The 17,446-nt window shown below is 34.1% G+C and carries 19 protein-coding genes; 14 read left to right on the top strand and 5 right to left on the bottom strand.

Going from position 1 to position 17,446, the window contains the following annotated elements; genetic code table 11:
• Positions 1 to 51 precede the first annotated feature (51 nt).
• Positions 52 to 702, top strand: a complete 651-nt coding sequence (locus U6A24_RS05520) for a TIGR02117 family protein (protein ID WP_324178933.1) — start codon at positions 52 to 54, stop codon at positions 700 to 702.
• A 68-nt stretch (positions 703 to 770) separates the two neighbouring features.
• Here the strand turns inward: U6A24_RS05520 and U6A24_RS05525 are convergent, their stop codons facing one another.
• Positions 771 to 1,370, bottom strand: coding sequence for a fasciclin domain-containing protein (locus U6A24_RS05525; protein ID WP_324178934.1), 600 nt, complete (start codon positions 1,368 to 1,370; stop codon positions 771 to 773).
• A 187-nt stretch (positions 1,371 to 1,557) separates the two neighbouring features.
• Here U6A24_RS05525 and U6A24_RS05530 point away from each other — a divergent pair, with 187 nt between their 5' ends.
• The 3 genes from U6A24_RS05530 to U6A24_RS05540 all read left to right on the top strand — a co-directional run bounded on the left by U6A24_RS05530 (position 1,558) and on the right by U6A24_RS05540 (position 3,465).
• Positions 1,558 to 1,986 carry a hypothetical protein gene (locus U6A24_RS05530; RefSeq protein WP_324178935.1) on the top strand — a complete coding sequence of 143 codons (429 nt, stop codon included), beginning with the start codon at positions 1,558 to 1,560 and terminating at the stop codon, positions 1,984 to 1,986.
• 19 nt (positions 1,987 to 2,005) lie between these two features.
• Positions 2,006 to 3,052, top strand: coding sequence for an SMP-30/gluconolactonase/LRE family protein (locus U6A24_RS05535; RefSeq protein WP_324178936.1), 1,047 nt, complete (start codon positions 2,006 to 2,008; stop codon positions 3,050 to 3,052).
• A 92-nt stretch (positions 3,053 to 3,144) separates the two neighbouring features.
• On the top strand, positions 3,145 to 3,465 hold the full coding sequence (locus U6A24_RS05540) for a GNAT family N-acetyltransferase (protein ID WP_324178937.1): 321 nt from the start codon (positions 3,145 to 3,147) through the stop codon (positions 3,463 to 3,465).
• 1 nt (position 3,466) lies between these two features.
• Here U6A24_RS05540 and obgE read toward each other — a convergent pair whose 3' ends face one another.
• Together obgE and U6A24_RS05550 are read right to left on the bottom strand one after the other, a co-directional pair.
• Positions 3,467 to 4,465: a GTPase ObgE gene (obgE, locus tag U6A24_RS05545; RefSeq protein ID WP_324178938.1), complete on the bottom strand. Its 999-nt coding sequence runs from the start codon at positions 4,463 to 4,465 to the stop codon at positions 3,467 to 3,469.
• A 93-nt stretch (positions 4,466 to 4,558) separates the two neighbouring features.
• Positions 4,559 to 5,677 (bottom strand): adenylate kinase, encoded by a 1,119-nt coding sequence (locus U6A24_RS05550; protein WP_324178939.1) that lies wholly within the window; start codon positions 5,675 to 5,677, stop codon positions 4,559 to 4,561.
• A 146-nt stretch (positions 5,678 to 5,823) separates the two neighbouring features.
• On the opposite strand from U6A24_RS05550, the gene U6A24_RS05555 reads away from it, so the two are divergent.
• The 3 genes from U6A24_RS05555 (at position 5,824) to U6A24_RS05565 (ending at position 10,114) form a co-directional block, all read left to right on the top strand.
• Positions 5,824 to 6,981 (top strand): 5-(carboxyamino)imidazole ribonucleotide synthase, encoded by a 1,158-nt coding sequence (locus U6A24_RS05555; protein ID WP_324178940.1) that lies wholly within the window; start codon positions 5,824 to 5,826, stop codon positions 6,979 to 6,981.
• Positions 6,982 to 7,014: 33 nt separating this feature from the next.
• On the top strand, positions 7,015 to 7,500 hold the full coding sequence (purE, locus tag U6A24_RS05560) for a 5-(carboxyamino)imidazole ribonucleotide mutase (RefSeq protein WP_324178941.1): 486 nt from the start codon (positions 7,015 to 7,017) through the stop codon (positions 7,498 to 7,500).
• A gap of 592 nt (positions 7,501 to 8,092) precedes the next feature.
• Entirely contained in the window at positions 8,093 to 10,114 is a 2,022-nt protein-coding gene (locus U6A24_RS05565) for a M3 family metallopeptidase (RefSeq protein ID WP_324178942.1), read from the top strand.
• A gap of 69 nt (positions 10,115 to 10,183) precedes the next feature.
• On the opposite strand, the gene U6A24_RS05570 is transcribed toward U6A24_RS05565, so the two are convergent.
• Positions 10,184 to 12,712 carry a M20/M25/M40 family metallo-hydrolase gene (locus tag U6A24_RS05570; RefSeq protein WP_324178943.1) on the bottom strand — a complete coding sequence of 843 codons (2,529 nt, stop codon included), beginning with the start codon at positions 12,710 to 12,712 and terminating at the stop codon, positions 10,184 to 10,186.
• A gap of 172 nt (positions 12,713 to 12,884) precedes the next feature.
• Here U6A24_RS05570 and U6A24_RS05575 point away from each other — a divergent pair, with 172 nt between their 5' ends.
• The 7 genes from U6A24_RS05575 (at position 12,885) to U6A24_RS05605 (ending at position 16,510) form a co-directional block, all read left to right on the top strand.
• Positions 12,885 to 13,388 (top strand): GbsR/MarR family transcriptional regulator, encoded by a 504-nt coding sequence (locus tag U6A24_RS05575; protein WP_324178944.1) that lies wholly within the window; start codon positions 12,885 to 12,887, stop codon positions 13,386 to 13,388.
• 88 nt (positions 13,389 to 13,476) lie between these two features.
• Entirely contained in the window at positions 13,477 to 13,917 is a 441-nt protein-coding gene (locus U6A24_RS05580) for a hypothetical protein (RefSeq protein ID WP_324178945.1), read from the top strand.
• 11 nt (positions 13,918 to 13,928) lie between these two features.
• A complete protein-coding gene (locus U6A24_RS05585; protein WP_324178946.1) occupies positions 13,929 to 14,813 on the top strand; it encodes a methyltransferase domain-containing protein in 885 nt (294 codons plus the stop codon).
• Position 14,814: 1 nt separating this feature from the next.
• On the top strand, positions 14,815 to 15,300 hold the full coding sequence (locus tag U6A24_RS05590) for an SRPBCC family protein (protein WP_324178947.1): 486 nt from the start codon (positions 14,815 to 14,817) through the stop codon (positions 15,298 to 15,300).
• 95 nt (positions 15,301 to 15,395) lie between these two features.
• Complete coding sequence (locus tag U6A24_RS05595; RefSeq protein ID WP_324178948.1) at positions 15,396 to 15,947, top strand: sigma-70 family RNA polymerase sigma factor; 552 nt, start codon at positions 15,396 to 15,398, stop codon at positions 15,945 to 15,947.
• A gap of 9 nt (positions 15,948 to 15,956) precedes the next feature.
• Positions 15,957 to 16,217: a hypothetical protein gene (locus U6A24_RS05600; RefSeq protein ID WP_324178949.1), complete on the top strand. Its 261-nt coding sequence runs from the start codon at positions 15,957 to 15,959 to the stop codon at positions 16,215 to 16,217.
• A 35-nt stretch (positions 16,218 to 16,252) separates the two neighbouring features.
• The gene (locus tag U6A24_RS05605) at positions 16,253 to 16,510 is read left to right on the top strand and encodes a hypothetical protein (protein ID WP_324178950.1); all 258 of its coding nucleotides are present in this window, start codon (positions 16,253 to 16,255) and stop codon (positions 16,508 to 16,510) included.
• Here the strand turns inward: U6A24_RS05605 and U6A24_RS05610 are convergent.
• Positions 16,499 to 17,326, bottom strand: coding sequence for a UbiA prenyltransferase family protein (locus U6A24_RS05610; protein ID WP_324178951.1), 828 nt, complete (start codon positions 17,324 to 17,326; stop codon positions 16,499 to 16,501). The two genes, U6A24_RS05605 and U6A24_RS05610, sit on opposite strands and share 12 nt — an antisense overlap.
• Between the last annotated feature and the right edge of the window lie 120 nt (positions 17,327 to 17,446).

A 17,446-nucleotide genomic window follows, 5' to 3' on the forward strand; every position in this document is an offset into this window, starting at 1 on the left:
AAATTTGGTAACATTTTCTATTATTTTTGGACCTATTAGGCATTATAGAATATGAAAAAACGCTTCAAGAAAATATTACGATATATTAGTTTTATTTTACTAATACCTATAGCCTATATCATCGTTTCTTTAACGTTAACCTATATTCCGGTAAATACAGATGAGGATGCAACTAGAAAAAACAGTAGTGTTTATTTAAGTTCAAACGGGGTTCATTTAGAAATAATTATTCCGAAAGAGGAACTTGATCCTTCAATCCTTGAAGGTTTAAAATTTCAGGATACAGAACAATTTTTTTCGTTCGGATGGGGAGATAGAATGTTTTATGTAGAAACACCTACATGGGGCGATTTAACTTTTGTAAATGGCTTTAGAGCTTTGTTTGTAAACACCTCTACATTGCTACACGTGACAAGATATTCTGTAGCTCAAAAAGATTGGGTAGAAATTAAAATTAATGCTGATCAACTTCAAAAAATAAATACATATATCAACAATGCATTTCGTCTAGATGCAAATGACCACAAAATACTGTTACCTGGTCTGGGGTATTATAAAAATGATGATTTCTATGAAGCTACGGGAAACTATAATTGTTTCAGAACTTGTAATAGCTGGGTAAACACAGGGCTTAAACAAAGCGACATTAAAGCTTGCCTATGGACTCCTTATGATTTCAGATTACTAGATCTACATCGATAAAAAAAGCAGAAGTTTAGTTTAAACTTCCACTTTTTTAAATATATAAAATTTAAGAAGAATGTGGCTAGTTATTTCTTGGGTTGCATTACCCTATCAATAGTATTAATATAACCATTGGCAGCTTCTACATCGGTAGTAATTAATTTACCTCCGTTACCCATTTCATCAATTAAAAATATGCTGTTGCCTTTCATAGTAGCCGTGAGTTTTTTACCTCCCAATGTTCTTAAAGGAACACTACCTCTACCTTCATTAATAGCAATTTTTATATCTTCCTTTGTTATTATACTAGGGATTATATGATAGTTCAAAATGTTTGTAAGCTGTTGTTTGTTTTCGGGTTTTAATAGCTTTTCTACAACACCTTCAGAAAAACCATCAAATGCAGTATTTATTGGAGCAAAAATTGTGTAGCCCTTTTCGGTATCAAGCACTTTATCTAATTCTGTGGATTGCAAAGCAGCAACAAAGGTCGAAAACCCTTTATCACTAGATACAAAACCTGTAATGGTAGGTAACTTTTCTTCAACTTTTTCAGTTTCAATAGTATTTTGTGCTATCAAACTATCCGAACCATCGGGATTCTTACCTTCCTTTTTTGTTATATCACAAGATGTGAAGAATAATACTGAAAGAATAAAAGAAGTTGATACATTTTTAATTTTCATTGAGACAATATTTTGGTTTTTATTAAATTTCATAAACGTGAGAAAATCATTTTTCTTTGGTAATCTTTGGTTAAATAAGTGTTAACAAAATCCTAACAAACCATTTATAAAAAAGCTCTAGTGCATTATCCAGTATTACAATATTAACAAGAGAATATTTGGTATCTTAGAGATCATAAAAATCTATATGCATTTTATTGGAATAGTTTTAATGGATAATCCTGATGTATTTTATGAAGAAGATCATGGAAGACGCTTATTCTTGTATGAAAGATTATTAATCGATACATCCAAAAAACTGGGAGTTAAATCCCCCAAGGATTTTGATAGTTTTAAAGAAGCCGAAGGGATTGCCGATAAAGCACCAGAAAATATTTCAGACATAGCATGGTTATCAAAGTACAATGAAGCCCGAAATAGTATTCTACCCAAATGGTTTCTTCCTGAAAATGCAATACCCGATTTCAAAAAACTTAAAAAAGAAATTGAAAATCTTTATAATCAAAGCAATGATGATGAAGATTCTGAATTTCTTATTGAATCTACAGAAGTGTTGATAGAAGCATTACAGATTTTTAGATCCAGAAACACCATGTTTATGCTTTGTCTTACATAATACACAAATCCTTTTATTTATGCGAATAACAAAACGAATTTCACTAGTCATAGTACTTCTTATTATTACTTATGCACTTTACACCTTAATCTCAACCGGTTATTTTAGAACCATAGAAAATCAATTTAAAGGTACTATCGTAAAAAAAATACCACTACCAGGTGCTGAAGATATTACCATTAGCTATCTTGATAGTTTTGCATTAATCTCCTCTACAAAAAGATTAATATATCCTCCAACCCAAGAAGAACAAGGAGGATTATATTTTATGGATTTGAAAGGTAAAAGCTTCTCTACAAAACATCTTACTGAATCTTATAACAAGCCTTTTGCTCCTCATGGCATCTCAATGATAAAAAAGGACAGTGTTTATACTATAATGGCTGTTAATCATACTACCAAAAGGCATTCTATTGAAGTTTTCAGGTTCGATGGCCAACAAATAAGCCATGTAAAATCCCTAACAGATCCTTCTATGATTAGCCCAAACGATTTGGTATTAATCGACAATAATCGATTTTATTTCACGAATGATCATGGTTATACCGAGGGGGTAGGTAAATTTCTCGAAGAATATGGTGGACTTTCTGTATCCAATGTAATCTACTATGACGGTAAGACTTTTAAAGAAGTGGCTAATGGAATTGCTTATGCCAACGGAATCAATTTTGATCCCAAACGTAAACTTCTGTTTGTTGCATCTCCAAGAGGGTTCCTCATTAAGGTATATAATGTAAGGAAAAATGGATCTCTAGATTTTATTGAAGACATTTCTTGTAATACTGGTGTTGACAATATAGAAATAGACCAATACGGAAATCTTTGGAGTGGTGCTCATCCAAATTTATTACGATTTAAAGCCTATGCCAAAGGGAAAAAAGATACTGCTCCATCAGAAATAATTAAAATAAAATACGCAGGCAAAAACAACTACAAAGTTGAAAAAGTATATGTTGAAGACGGTAGTATAATGTCTGGCTCTAGTGTAGCAACTTCATTTGGTAACCTAGTTATTACAGGAAATGTAATGGATGATGAATTTTTGATTCTTGAAAAGCTCGATTAGCAATCAAAAATAACAACCTAACTTTAACCTTGTTTTAAGTTCTGTTTGTGTTGAAAGCTTTAACTTTAATAAACTTCTAATTGTTTCTAAAAATGGAAAAGAAAGATTGGTCGCAACTCGCTTTAATCAACAATGACAGAGCTCCAAAAAAACGTTTTGAATTGCATGTAGAAAACCAAATCGTATTTATAGAATACATCCTGGCCAAAGGAGATTCTATATATCTAACTCATACCGAGGTCCCGGTATCACTAGAAGGAAACGGGTTGGGTAGTGCCATTATCAAAAAGACCTTGGAATATATCCGCAAAAAAGGTTATCAACTAGTTCCTTTATGCCCGTTTGTTGCCGCTTATATAAAAAAACATCCAGAAGCTGGTAAAGGAATCTTAAAATCGGGGTATTCTGTATAGACTAAGCGTTCAACATCTGCCAAAGTTTATCCTTCAACTCTTGCAATCCTTGTTGCGCTACCGAGGATATGAATACATAAGGAACATTAAACTCCTGGTCCAATTCCACCTTTAATTCTGCTTTTAATTCTTCATCTAGCATGTCGCATTTTGAGATAGCAATAAGCCGTTCTTTATCTAAAAGGTCTGGATTGTATCGACGCAATTCATCAAGGAGAATCCTGTACTGTTCTGCAATATCTGGCGCATCTGCCGGAATTAAAAAAAGTAAAGTAGAGTTACGTTCGATATGGCGTAAAAATCGATGTCCAATACCCTTTCCTTCGGCTGCTCCTTCAATAATCCCTGGGATGTCGGCCATTACAAAAGTCTGAAAATCCCGATACTCCACAATACCAAGATTTGGTTTTAAGGTAGTAAACTCATAATCTGCAATTTTGGGTTTTGCTGCTGTAACAACAGATAACAATGTAGATTTTCCGGCATTAGGAAACCCTACCAACCCAACATCTGCAAGTACCTTAAGCTCGAGTGTGATATCATACTGTACCCCTTCTATACCCGGTTGTGCATATCGAGGGGTTTGATTTGTTGGGCTTTTAAAGTGCCAGTTACCTCGACCTCCCATTCCTCCTTCGGCTACAATATATTCCTGCCCTTCTTCGGTAATTTCTTTGATAACACTTTGGGTTTCGGTATCTCTAATTACAGTACCCAATGGCACATCAACATAGATATCTTCTCCATCTGCTCCTGTACTTCTATTTTTACTACCGTGACCGCCATGCCCCGCCTTAAAATGACGTTTGAACTTGAGGTGATATAATGTCCACATATTAGGGTTTGCCCTAATAATAATATGACCTCCACGACCGCCATCACCGCCATCAGGACCGCCTTTGGCAATATATTTCTCTCGATGTAAGTGCACAGATCCCTTACCTCCATTTCCGGAAGTTACATGTAACTTTACATAATCTACAAAATTCCCTTCTGTCATATTTCACTATCTCAAATTCCGGTAAATATTGGAACTATTTTTATACAAACTTTTGTAAACAAACGATACCCCAACTTAAGTCGGGATCAATAATTATAGTTTGTCTATTACTTCACTTAATCTATCAGTAATCTCATCGATGGCACCAACACCATCTACCCCAAAATATTTATTCTGTTTTTGGTAGTAGTTCTTTAAGATTGCAGTTTCATTGTAATATACTTTAATTCGATTGCGAATTACACCTTCATCGGCGTCATCTGGACGACCAGATGTTTTTCCTCTTTCTAATAACCGCTGCACCAATACTTCATCATCAACTTCTAAAGCAACCATAGCACTTACCTTTGCTCCTTTTGAAGCTAATAATTCTTGTAGAGAGTCAGCTTGTGCCTCGGTTCGAGGAAATCCGTCAAAAATAAAACCTTTAGCCTCCGGATTTTTATCCACCTCAGCATTGAGCATATTAATGGTTACCTCATCTGGTACTAACTGCCCCTTATCAATATAAGATTTTGCCAATGTTCCTAATTCGGTAGCATTTTTTATGTTATATCTAAATACATCTCCTGTAGAAATATGTATTAGATCATATTTTTGTTTTAAAACTTCTGCTTGTGTTCCTTTTCCGGCTCCTGGAGGGCCAAATAACACTAAATTTGTCATGTTGTAACTTGATTTTAGTTGATAAACGTCTGTAAGATTACGTCCTAAACCATCATAATCTAATCCGTACCCTATTATAAATTTATTGGGAATCTCAATCCCAAAGTAATCTATTTTAATTTTTTTGGTGTAAGCTTCAGGTTTGAAAAACAATGTAGCTATCTTAACTTCCTTACAATTGAGGTTTGCTAATAATCCAGATAATACTTCAATAGTATTACCCGTATCCACAATATCTTCTATAACTACTACAGTCCTTCCAGAGACATCTTGATTTAACCCTATAAGCTCTTTTACTTCATGTGTAGTCACAGTTCCTTGATATGAAGCCAACTTAATAAAACTCACTTCGCAATCAAACGAAAATCGCTTTATAAGCTCAGAAGCAAACATAAAAGCGCCATTCAAAACTCCAATAAACAAAGGATTTTTGTCTGATAAGTCTTTATTTAATTTGTCAGACATTCTTTCAATCGCCTCAATTATTTCCTTTTCAGCAATAAAAGGAACAAATTGTAGATCATATAGTTTTATAGCACTATCCATTATATGCTTTTAATGGCCTTTAATTTTTTAAGCGGCAAAGATAGTGATTATATAAGTTTGACTCTAGTATTTACTTCTTATTCTTATGGTTATTCTTACCGAAAAAATTATTTTTGTCGATATTAGGTAAACATGAAACCCCAGTAATGGCAAATTTTTTCTCATCAGACTTTAAATTAGGAATTTTAGGAGGAGGTCAATTAGGCAAAATGATGCTGTATGACACCAGAAAATATGATATCCAGACTCATGTCTTAGACCCAAGTCCTGATGCACCTTGCAAAATAGCGTGCGATCATTTTCAACAAGGAAGTCTATTGGATTATGAAACAGTCTATAATTTTGGAAAAAAAGTAGATACACTAACTTTCGAGATTGAAACTGTTAATACAAAAGCACTGGCAAAACTAGAGAGAGAAGGAAAAAAAGTATATCCTAGCTCAAAGACTCTGGAAATTATACAGAATAAAGGAGCACAAAAGCTTTTTTATGAAAAAAACAATATTCCTACGGCAAAGTTTAGGAGATTTTCTAATAAAGCTCATCTTACTGAAGGAATTACAGACAATAAAGTCAAACTGCCTTTTGTTTGGAAAAGTACCCAAGGAGGGTATGACGGGAAAGGTGTCTCGATTATAAAATCTGGTGCAGATGTTGCCAAGCTTCCTGATGTCGAGTGCATTGCAGAAGAAATGATCGATTTTAAAAATGAATTGGCAGTTATTGTTGTACGAAGTATAAGTGGTGAAATTAAAACCTATCCTGTTGTAGAAATGGAATTTCATCCCGAGGCCAATCAGGTAGAATATGTTATTTGTCCAGCAAGAATAGATAATAATGTTGCCAGCAAGGCTGTTAAAGTAGCAGAAAAAGTATCTAAAGCATTTGAACATGTTGGGATTCTTGCTGTAGAGATGTTTCAGACCAAAAATGATAAAATCTTGGTTAATGAAGTGGCTCCAAGACCTCATAATAGTGGCCATTATAGTATAGAAGCCAGCTACACGAATCAATTCGAACAGCATCTTAGGGCAATATTAGATTTACCCCTGGGAGCCACAGAAAGTAAGGTTGGTGGTATAATGGTAAATTTGGTTGGTGCCGAAGGACATACTGGAGATGTAGTTTATAAAAACATAGAAAAAATCATGAAAATGAAAGGAGTAACACCACATATCTATGGTAAGAAACAAACCAGGCCATTCAGAAAAATGGGACATGTAACTATTATTCATGAAGATATAGATGAGGCAAGAAAAATTGCCGAAAAAGTTAAAAATACTATAGAAGTAATTAGCAAGTAAAAGCTTATAATAACAATTAAAACAGGAATAATAATGAGTAAGGTGGGAGTAATCATGGGCAGTACAAGTGATATGCCCGTAATGGAAAAAGCAATCGAGGTATTAAAAGGTTTTGATATCGAAGTAGAAGTGGATATCGTTTCTGCGCATCGCACACCAGAAAAACTATTTGATTATGCTAAAAATGCTCATATCAAAGGAATTAAGGTTATAATTGCAGGTGCAGGAGGTGCCGCTCATCTTCCGGGCATGGTTGCTTCATTATCTCCCTTGCCAGTTATTGGCGTTCCTGTCAAATCAAGAAATTCTATCGATGGATGGGATTCTGTATTATCAATTTTGCAAATGCCCGGAGGTGTTCCTGTAGCGACAGTTGCATTAGATGGTGCGTTGAATGCAGGTATACTTGCTGCTCAGATTATAGGAGCTTCAGATTCTTGCGTTTTAGATAAAATATTAGTGTACAAAGAAGGGTTAAAACAAAAAGTAATCGAAGGAGCAAAACAGATTAAAAAGTAATTTAACCTCCAAAATGTTAAGCTTATAAACAAAAAAGAGTCACTTTTCAGTGACTCTTTTAATATTAGGCCTTACAGAAGAATATAACAATATTTATTAACCAACTTAAATATATTACACAAAAAAATTCGTTGTAAGACCATACTCTTAAAACCTACAACAAAGGTAAAACCTTACTTTAATTACACAATAAAAGTAATGAAATTTTATCAACAATTTTCGATGAAATACATCTTTAATCGACAAACCGCATTTTCAAAAGGTTTCGAGCGTTTTTTTTGATAGAAAAGACAGACATAAACATAGTTATTCACAAAAAAACACTCTTTTTTAACAAAAAAAAGAGCCGCATTTATTGCAGCTCTTTCCATATATTTGGTCTTTGCTTCGAAAATTTATTATTACTATCCATACCCCTGATAAGAATAATGTTGATGTTTTCGTCAAAAGACCATCACTAATAAACCTGATCAAATGTATTCATACGAAAGTATGATTGCTTAAAAAAGCATATAAGTAAATATAAAATTTTCGACAAAAGACACATTTTGTCGATATATAGAAAATAAAACAAGAAATTATTTATACAAAGATGAATAACCCATTATTAAAACTATTCGACGCTGCTCCATTTTCTACAATAAAAACAGAGCACTTTTTACCAGCCATAAAGAATGGAATTACTATTGCCAAGAAAGAAATTGATCAAATAGTTTCTAATAAAGATCTGCCTACTTTTTCTAATACTATTGAAGCTCTAGAATTTAGCGGAGAACTATTAGATAGGATAACTAGTGTATTTTTTAATCTCAATAGCGCAGAGACTAATGAGGAAATACAAAAAATTGCACAAGAAGCTTCTCCATTACTTTCAGAGTTTAGTAATGATATTGCTCTCAATCTAGATTTGTTTAAAAAAATTGAAATGGTATATAACCAACGTGAAGAACTTGAACTTACTTCAGAACAACTTACCTTACTTACCAAAAGATATAAATCATTTTCTAGAAACGGAGCAAACCTTCCTGAGGATAAAAAAGAAAAACTTCGCGAGATAGATAAAGAGCTGTCAAAATTAAGTCTAAATTTTGGTGAAAATGTATTGGCAGAAACTAATAAATTTGAAATGCTTCTCACCAACGTATCAGATCTAGACGGTCTTCCTGAAGGCGCAAAGGAAGCCGCCAAAGCAATGGCAAAGGCCAAGGATAAGGATGGATGGCTAATCACATTGGATTATCCTAGTTACATCCCTTTTATGACCTACGCGTCTAGCAGAGAGCTTCGTAAAAAATTAGCAATCGCGTTTGGATCCAAAGGTTTTCATAATGATGACCTTGACAATCAAGGTATTGTTTTGAAAATTGCTACTTTACGACATGAACGTGCACAACTTTTAGGATACCAATCCCATGCTCATTATATTCTTGAAGAAAGAATGGCCGAAACCCCAGATAAAGTATTTTCTTTTCTAAATGAAATATTGGAGAAGGCAAAGCCTGCCGCCGAAAGAGAGTTCAAACAACTCGAAGGTTTTGCAAAAGAACTAGACGGAATCGATCACCTTGAAAAATGGGATGAAGCCTATTATACCGAAAAATTAAAACAAAAGCTTTTTAACCTTGACGACGAAAAACTTAAACCTTATTTTAAGTTAGAAAATGTGATCAAAGGCGTATTTACAGTAGCTAACAAATTGTTTGGGCTTAATTTTCAAGAAACCAATGATATAGACAAATATCACGAAGAGGTAAAAACATACAATGTAACCGACTCTGAAGGTAACTTTGTTTCTCTATTTTATGCAGATTTTCACCCAAGACCAGGGAAACGTAATGGCGCTTGGATGACCTCATATAAATCTCAAATGAGAAAGGATAATAAAAACATTCGCCCTCATATTTCTATAGTTTGCAATTTTACGAAACCAACACCGAGCAAACCTTCTTTATTAACTTTTAATGAAGTTACCACGCTGTTTCATGAGTTTGGTCATGCTTTGCATGGTATGCTAGCAAATACGACTTATCCGGGCCTATCGGGAACTAGTGTGTATTGGGATTTTGTAGAATTACCAAGCCAGGTACTTGAAAATTGGTGCTATGAGAAAGAAGCTCTTGAGCTTTTTGCAAAACATTATGAAACCGGTGAGACCATACCAATGGATTTGGTCGAAAAAATCAAAGAATCAGCAACCTTTATGGAAGGTATGGCTACATTACGCCAGCTAAGTTTTGGATTGCTTGATATGTCATGGCATGCTCAAGATCCAAGTGGTATTAAAAATGTAAAAGAACATGAGAAAAAAACATTTTCAGAAACCTCGCTATACCCAGATGTAGAAGAAAATTGTATGAGTACTGCCTTTTCTCATATTTTTCAAGGAGGCTATTCTGCCGGATACTATTCTTACAAATGGGCAGAAGTATTGGACGCAGATGCATTTGAATATTTTAAAGAAAACGGAATATTTAATAAAGACATCGCAACCAAGTTTAAAGACAATGTGTTATCCAAAGGAGGCACGGAAAACCCAATGAAACTCTATAAGCGTTTTCGTGGACAAGAACCAAAACCAGAAGCATTACTAAAACGTGCTGGATTGATCAAATAATTTCTAGCATATCCTATAAAGAAGGTGCTTCGATATTCTTGAAGCACCTTTTATATTAAGTTTCAGTTTTTATTTGATGATTATTTTCTTTGTTACCGATTCCTCACCATCGGTTTCAATTTTAATAAGATACACCCCCGATTGCAATTTTAATTTTTTGGCAGAAAAACTATTTGCACCTGGATTTAAGTGTAATTCTGCCACCTTTGATCCTGTAATCGTATGTATTACCGCTGTAGTATTCTTTGTACTATCGTATCCTATAGATAAAGTAAAGCTATCTTTTGTAGGATTTGGATTCATTTTAATAGACGACAGTACACCTTCCTCTTGATTTCCTAAAATTGGGGTAATTGATTCAAAAGTAACAGCACTTCTTACCGATCCACAAGTACCTTCATAAATTTTCACATTCGAAAAAACAGAGGTGTTTCCACTTCCTGCATCATTATCATTTACAAACACCAATCGATCCATTACACCTGTGTAATAGTTCCCAACTGGAATTACATAGCGTTCAGTACCGTTTGTATAGTTATCATAATTGGTTACCCCATAATTTTGTGTACCATGAACTTTAAAATATCTGTTCGAGGTTAACGTATTGTCATTTTCGAATCCAATACCATGAATTTCTCCTTGAGAAGTACTACTAAAGTCAAATTCGATGACTGTTTGCGAAGTAACAGTATAATTTAGAGCAATGAATTTCCATGTATTATTCTGAAGGGATAATCCAGCACCACTATCTACCACCGAATAATTTCCTGCAACGTCCTGATTAGAGAAAGCTGTTACTGCAAAATCATTAAAGTTTAAAGTGTCGCAATTGCCCGGTCCCGGATCTACTATAGACTCTCCAACGTTAACATCGTCTATAGCAATATCCCCTTGCCAACTGTTACCCGTAATAGCATTAAATCGAAATTGCACCGTAGTTCCCGTATAAGATACTAGGTCTATGCTTGCCTGATTCCAATCAGTACCTTGAGATCCGGATTTACTAAAAATACTACTCCAAGTAACGCCATTATCGGTACTAGCCTCAAGGATTAATGTTCCCACAGCATCTCCTTGCATATGATACTGAAAACTGAAACTGGCATTGGTCAATCCACTTAGATCAAAGCACGGAGAATTCAGAATAGCTCTTTTATTAGGATGTCCACTACCATTACCAGAAGCTTCAACATAAATGTATGATGATCCTTCGACTGCGCTGCTAGGCCCAGTACTATTAGATGGAGTACCATTAGAATCAATGGTCCAATCCAGATCATCGCCTGCGACCTGAGACCACATACCTAGTGTGCCTTCAAAACCTTGTCGATAAGGAAAAGAAGCTGTAGTAACAGAACAATCCCCACCTCCTCCAGGGCCACCAGGAGTTACCCCGTTAGAGATTTCAATTAAATATTCAAGAGCCAGTTTCGCAAATTTGGCTGCATGCGTAGCGTTAGGCGTTGGAGATCGATCAAAAGTATCTCGGGTAGTATGGATATTGGGATTGTGCTCTCCAAATTTTGCTTCAAATGGAAAAGTAACATCATATCCCTCTTGTGCCCAGCTATAATGATCAGAACATCCATAATTACAACTAGAAGTTCCATAGGTTATCCTGTGTGTTCCTGAAGCATTATAATGATTCAACAATGCAATCATGAAGTCGTTTAGCGTATCATCATTATACGAATCTGTAGACACATACACATCATTGGTTGAACCTTTATAATTGGTCATATCCAACTGCATATAACTTACTACATTTACGTTTCGACTTCTATAATCTTGCGCTATTTCTTTAGATCCCCGAAGCCCTACCTCTTCGGCAGCAAAAGCCATAAATTCTATTGTACGTTTAGGTCTAAAATTCATAGAAAATAAAACCCGGGCGGCCTCTGTAATTGTAGCAATACCCGATGCATTATCATCGGCACCAGGAGCATTAGAATTATTTCCTCCAGCGGTAGAATCGGCATGTCCCCCCAGAATTACAAATTCGTCTGGCTTTTCAGTGCCCGTTATCGTCATGACTAATGAAGGCATAGCCGTACTAGTGTGCTCGACTACCCTAACAGTAACATCACTTCGACCTCCGGCAATACTTTCCCATTTCGTTTTTAAATCTAAAATCGCTTGCCTGGCAGTATTTGTAGTATGATACCGAGTTCCATAGTTTTCGAGTTCCTGAATTTGGTTAGCAATATTACTATTGCTAACCAAATCAAGACTTTGCAGAACCAAAGCATCCTGAGTGATCATAAAAGTCGCTTTTTGATGCACTCTATTCACCATTTTCGCAATATTCGCTATTGCTGAAACAGCACTTTTTTCTGAGTTTTCATAAACAAATCCAGGTCCGTGTTTCAAGACCTTATGATGTAATTCTTCGGCAGCTTTGTCACTTAACATCACTGCGCTATAACCATTCGCAGATTTAAGAATTTTTATATCCTTGGGATGATTGAGCTGAAGACCTTTGGCATCATGAGTTTGCATAGTTGCAAAAAACATGTCATTGGTTTGTTTTTGCGCAAAGCTATAGGTAAAGAATAAGCATAGACATGCCACTGAAATAATTAGGTTTAATTTTTTCATTTTTGTATGAGTTTGTGTTAGACTTATAACTTACACAAAATCAGACGTTAACAAAAATGGCTTCACCGCAAAATAATAACTGTATTAACTTCTATTCCGCTAGCTAATACTTATAACACTATTAAACTTTCAATATTTTTTGAAAGTTTAAAATTTTTTATATATTTGTACTATGAATTATGATGATGCCAAAAATAAATTTATATCTACTTGGGGAGCCCTGGGTACTTTGTGGGGAATAAACAAAGCAATGGCACAAATACATGCCTTACTTTTAATATCTCCAGAACCTCTATCTATGGAAGATATCATGGAAGAACTTCAGATATCAAGAGGTAATACCAGCATGAACTTACGCCAATTAATGGATTGGGGTATAGTCTTCAAAGAGAACAAAATGGGAGAACGCAAGGAATACTTTACTTCGGAAAAAGATGTGCAAGAGTTAGCCCGACAAATTGCAAAAGAAAGAAGTCGTAGAGAGTTACAACCCACTATAAAAATTTTAAATGATGTCTCGAATATAGAAGATGACGGAAGTGCCAAAACGGCCGAACTAATCAAACAAACCAAGGCGTTGCATGAAATGGCTGATAACCTGGACACTATGCTTAATAGAGTGGTTGGACAAGATCATAATTGGATCACAAAAGCATTGGTCAAATTAATTAAATAAAAACCTAAACAATAAACAAGGAGGAAAACTCCTTTTTATTTTCAATACATCTTTCAATTTTTTCTGAAACTTTAAAATAATTAAAATTATGACTTTCAATATTCCAAACTGGTTAATTATTACAGGAGGCATCGGCCAAATCTTTACAGCGTTAATATATCCTTACATAAGACACCAAGTTTTTGATTGGTACAATGATGTTAAGCAGTTAAAACCTCTTAATCAAGAAATTGCTAAAACCTATGGGAGATACATCCAGGGGCTCAATTTTTCTTTTGGATTAATTGCTATTCTTCTTACTTCACAATTAAAAGAACAATCAGCATTAGCCATTGCTTTAACAGGGTTAATTGCAGCATATTGGGTAGGAAAAGTACTTACACAAATTGCCTATTACCCTATGTACGAAATTCCAAAAAAGCGAATATTCAAAATTGGCAGCTATTTCATGAATATGTTGTTTGTTCTATTTGCTGCGGTATATACTTTATTGCTTGTTTATAACAGTATCGGTTTCTTTAATCTTTAAAAAATAAGATCATGAGCTCATTAACCCTATTACAAAAACTAAGAATTAAACGTTCTGCAACCAAAGAAAAAATCATTCAGTTTTATAATGAAGCAACTGAGGATTATGAGTTCTGGAGCAAAGATTTTAATATGCATTTTGGATATTATATCCCTTTCAAAACAAATTTGTTTAAAAGAGATTCGATGCTTAACGAGATGAATAATCAGGTATTCAATCGACTTAATGCTCCAAAAAGGAACGCCTTGGTTGCCGATTTAGGTTGCGGTATCGGTGGTACCATGCAATACGGACTTAGAAAATATCCTCTACTGAGAATTATTGGGATAACGCTTTCAAAATTTCAAGTAAACCAAGGAAATAAGAGGTTAAACAATATGAACGGATTAATTCTTGAAGAAAATTTTAATCACACTTCGTTCAAAACCAATAGTGTCGATGGCGCCTATGCCATTGAAAGTTTTTGTCACTCTGGTCATAGCAGGCAAACTTTACAAGAAGCATATCGTATCCTAAAACCAAATGCAAGATTGGTCATAGCCGATGCTTTTATAAAAAAAGACGAAGAAAAATTATGTAGAGGGAGCAATTATTGTTATGAACAGTTATGCAAAGGATGGAGTCTCGAAGGGTTAGGCAGTATCCAAAAGGTCAAAAACAGTTTAGAGCAAATAGGATTCAAAAATGTTAAAGTAGAAGATATATCCTTGAGAGTAGCACCTTCTGTGCTACATGTCCCCTTTGCTATTACAGGTTTTATACTTAAAAAAATTTTCAAAAAACAAACATTAAAACCTCAAAGTTGGAAAAACCTAAAGGGATCTATGTTTGCTTTGTTATCAGGTTTGCATATGAATGATTTTGGATATTATTTAATAACCGCAGAAAAAAAATAATATGACGACCATTAAACTACAAACTTATATCAAAGCTCCTGCCGAAGATGTTTTCAATTTATCTCGAAATATTGATTTTCATATCCTATCTGCAAAAAACACCAATGAAAAAGCAATAGCAGGAAAAGCATTTGGTTTGATTGGACTTAACGAAACAGTTACCTGGAAAGGAAAACATTTTGGTCAACACTTAACTCACCAAAGTAAAATTACCTTATTCAAATTTCCAACCCATTTTACTGACGAGATGATTAAAGGAAACTTTAGGTTATTTAAACATCAACATTTTTTCAATACATCATCTAATATAACCGAAATGATTGATATTCTTGATTATCAAACACCATATGGTATTTTAGGAAAGATTTTTGACCGATTCATTCTAAAAAAATATTTGACTAATTTTTTGGTTACAAGAAATCGATCTATCAAATCACACTTAGAAAGTAAAAGGCAAGGCCGAAAGGTTCTTCAACATAAAGTGTAAGGAATCTATTATAATTCCCACCTATTATACGATGAAAGCATTCTAAGATTCAACTTTTTATCCTATTTTTGGTGAATACAACAATAGAAATCAAAATGTCAACAAATACCATAGACCCCAATACATGGGTTGATAAATACAGTGATTACCTGTTTAACTACACCATTGTAAGAGTTGATAACAAAGAAATTGCACAAGATCTTGTGCAAGAAACATTCTTTGCTGGCCTTAAATCAATGAAAAATTTTAAAGGAGAAGCAAGTGAGCGAACCTGGCTTATTTCTATTCTTAAAAGAAAGATTATTGATCATTATCGAAAAATAAACAGTAATAAAGGAAAAGCTGAAGTACGAATAAACTATACAGATTCTGAAACCGAAGGTGATTGGCTCGAAGAACGAGTAGCAGATCCTTTTGATGGTAATGCCGAAGGGGAAATTGAAAATGAAGAACTAGGGTTAGCTATTCATAATTGCATGGGTAAACTCCCAGAAAAACAAGCCACGATTTTCAAAATGAAAACGATTCAAGGCTTTGATACTGAAGCTATCTGTAATGAATTTGATATTACGGCGTCTAACTTATGGGTTATCATACACAGAGCGCGTACAGCAATGGCTGAGTGCTTAGAGAAAAATTGGTTTTAATAGAAAACAATGAGTAATAAAAGAGGAATTTTTGTGAGCTGTTCTGACGCAAATCACTTTTGTGATAAGAATCAATATAAAGAGGCTACCTTTTGGGAAAAAGTAAAATTAAATATACATCTGTTGTATTGTGCAGCATGCAGAAAATATTCTGCTAAGAACACAAAATTGACCAAGCTTGTAAAAGACCCTAAAGTAATAAGCATTAATGAGTATGAAAAGAATGCTATGAAAGAACGACTAAAACAAAAAATATCGGAAAATAAGTAATCACTGCCCAAAGTAAAAGAAGTATAGATATTGTAATGAAGACTACTACGAACAAATTATTTGTATCCTGTGAAGAAGCAAAGCATATCTGCGATAAAAATCAGTATGGCGAAGCTTCTGTAATAGAAATTATCAAGCTAAATATTCGCTTGATCTATTGCAAGGTTACCAGAGCATATTCAAAAAGAAATACTAAGCTCACTAAAACCATCAGAAAATCTGATATCCAAACTATTAGCCCTTCTGTAAAAGAAGAAATGAAAAAACAATTACAGAAAGAGTTAACTAAATAAATTCTGTAATACAACTAATATAATTAACCACATTATAGGCACACTTTCTACCCAAAAAGAACAATAATATTTTGATTGTTCTTTTTCTGTACCCCACAAAAACAATAAGCTAATGGTTGTTACCAAAATTGTGCTCAAGATTTCTACAGAAGAGAGTAATTCTTTTACTGCAGTAAGCAATAAAAACACCACCAATAAAATGCTCCCAAAAACCTTTGTTCGAGTTATTCCAATGGTTTGAGGAATTGTTTCTAGTGATGAAGAATCATATTCCAGGTCCCTAATCTCAAAAGGGAGCATCATAACTATAATAAACAAAAAACGTTGTATAGTTTCAATTAAAAAGTCAAAATTCATATTAGCCTCAGCATATATTACGGGCACCACAACCGTAATTCCAGTCCAAACAACAGCAATAATGAAGATTTTAACACCAGCTATATTTCTAAGGTTACTTTTATTCGGAAAAACCGGTACAACGTATAAGATTGTCAATACAATAAACGGAAACATATACAGCAAAGTCTTCAAAGACATTTTAAAAGCAAAATACATAAATAAAGCAAGAGAAAACCATGTTAAAAACCTTATACCTTTCATTGATCTGGCCAGTCTTTTATGATAAAGTTTAGATACGTTGGAGTATTTCACAAAGTTATAAGCTGCAATCGAACCCAAAAAACTGAGAAAAAGAAACATGTTTCCATTGGTTACTTCAAATTTTATAAAAGTAACACTCACCAGAGCAGAAATCGCCAAGGCGACATGAATACTACTATTAACATAAAATCTGAATATACTTTTTAGGGTTTCCACGTTACAAATTTAAGGGTATCTGTTAATAACCCTCGAAGTTGGTTAAAAACTTGACACCTTCTCGTTAATTAATTGTGAAATTTTTAAGTATTAAATATGTACTTTTGCGGTCAAAATCTC

Origin of the sequence: Aquimarina gracilis (assembly GCF_035285365.1) — a bacterium.
Lineage (GTDB): Bacteria > Bacteroidota > Bacteroidia > Flavobacteriales > Flavobacteriaceae > Aquimarina > Aquimarina gracilis.

Excerpts from the sequence above, each read along its gene's own strand:
- U6A24_RS05520 (WP_324178933.1), top strand. The coding sequence starts at position 52 with ATGAAAAAACGCTTCAAGAAAATATTACGATATATTAGTTTTATTTTA.
- U6A24_RS05525 (WP_324178934.1), bottom strand. The coding sequence starts at position 1,370 with ATGAAAATTAAAAATGTATCAACTTCTTTTATTCTTTCAGTATTATTC.
- U6A24_RS05530 (WP_324178935.1), top strand. The coding sequence starts at position 1,558 with ATGCATTTTATTGGAATAGTTTTAATGGATAATCCTGATGTATTTTAT.
- U6A24_RS05535 (WP_324178936.1), top strand. The coding sequence starts at position 2,006 with ATGCGAATAACAAAACGAATTTCACTAGTCATAGTACTTCTTATTATT.
- U6A24_RS05540 (WP_324178937.1), top strand. The coding sequence starts at position 3,145 with ATGGAAAAGAAAGATTGGTCGCAACTCGCTTTAATCAACAATGACAGA.
- obgE (WP_324178938.1), bottom strand. The coding sequence starts at position 4,465 with ATGACAGAAGGGAATTTTGTAGATTATGTAAAGTTACATGTAACTTCC.
- U6A24_RS05550 (WP_324178939.1), bottom strand. The coding sequence starts at position 5,677 with ATGGATAGTGCTATAAAACTATATGATCTACAATTTGTTCCTTTTATT.
- U6A24_RS05555 (WP_324178940.1), top strand. The coding sequence starts at position 5,824 with ATGGCAAATTTTTTCTCATCAGACTTTAAATTAGGAATTTTAGGAGGA.
- purE (WP_324178941.1), top strand. The coding sequence starts at position 7,015 with ATGAGTAAGGTGGGAGTAATCATGGGCAGTACAAGTGATATGCCCGTA.
- U6A24_RS05565 (WP_324178942.1), top strand. The coding sequence starts at position 8,093 with ATGAATAACCCATTATTAAAACTATTCGACGCTGCTCCATTTTCTACA.
- U6A24_RS05570 (WP_324178943.1), bottom strand. The coding sequence starts at position 12,712 with ATGAAAAAATTAAACCTAATTATTTCAGTGGCATGTCTATGCTTATTC.
- U6A24_RS05575 (WP_324178944.1), top strand. The coding sequence starts at position 12,885 with ATGAATTATGATGATGCCAAAAATAAATTTATATCTACTTGGGGAGCC.
- U6A24_RS05580 (WP_324178945.1), top strand. The coding sequence starts at position 13,477 with ATGACTTTCAATATTCCAAACTGGTTAATTATTACAGGAGGCATCGGC.
- U6A24_RS05585 (WP_324178946.1), top strand. The coding sequence starts at position 13,929 with ATGAGCTCATTAACCCTATTACAAAAACTAAGAATTAAACGTTCTGCA.
- U6A24_RS05590 (WP_324178947.1), top strand. The coding sequence starts at position 14,815 with ATGACGACCATTAAACTACAAACTTATATCAAAGCTCCTGCCGAAGAT.
- U6A24_RS05595 (WP_324178948.1), top strand. The coding sequence starts at position 15,396 with ATGTCAACAAATACCATAGACCCCAATACATGGGTTGATAAATACAGT.
- U6A24_RS05600 (WP_324178949.1), top strand. The coding sequence starts at position 15,957 with ATGAGTAATAAAAGAGGAATTTTTGTGAGCTGTTCTGACGCAAATCAC.
- U6A24_RS05605 (WP_324178950.1), top strand. The coding sequence starts at position 16,253 with ATGAAGACTACTACGAACAAATTATTTGTATCCTGTGAAGAAGCAAAG.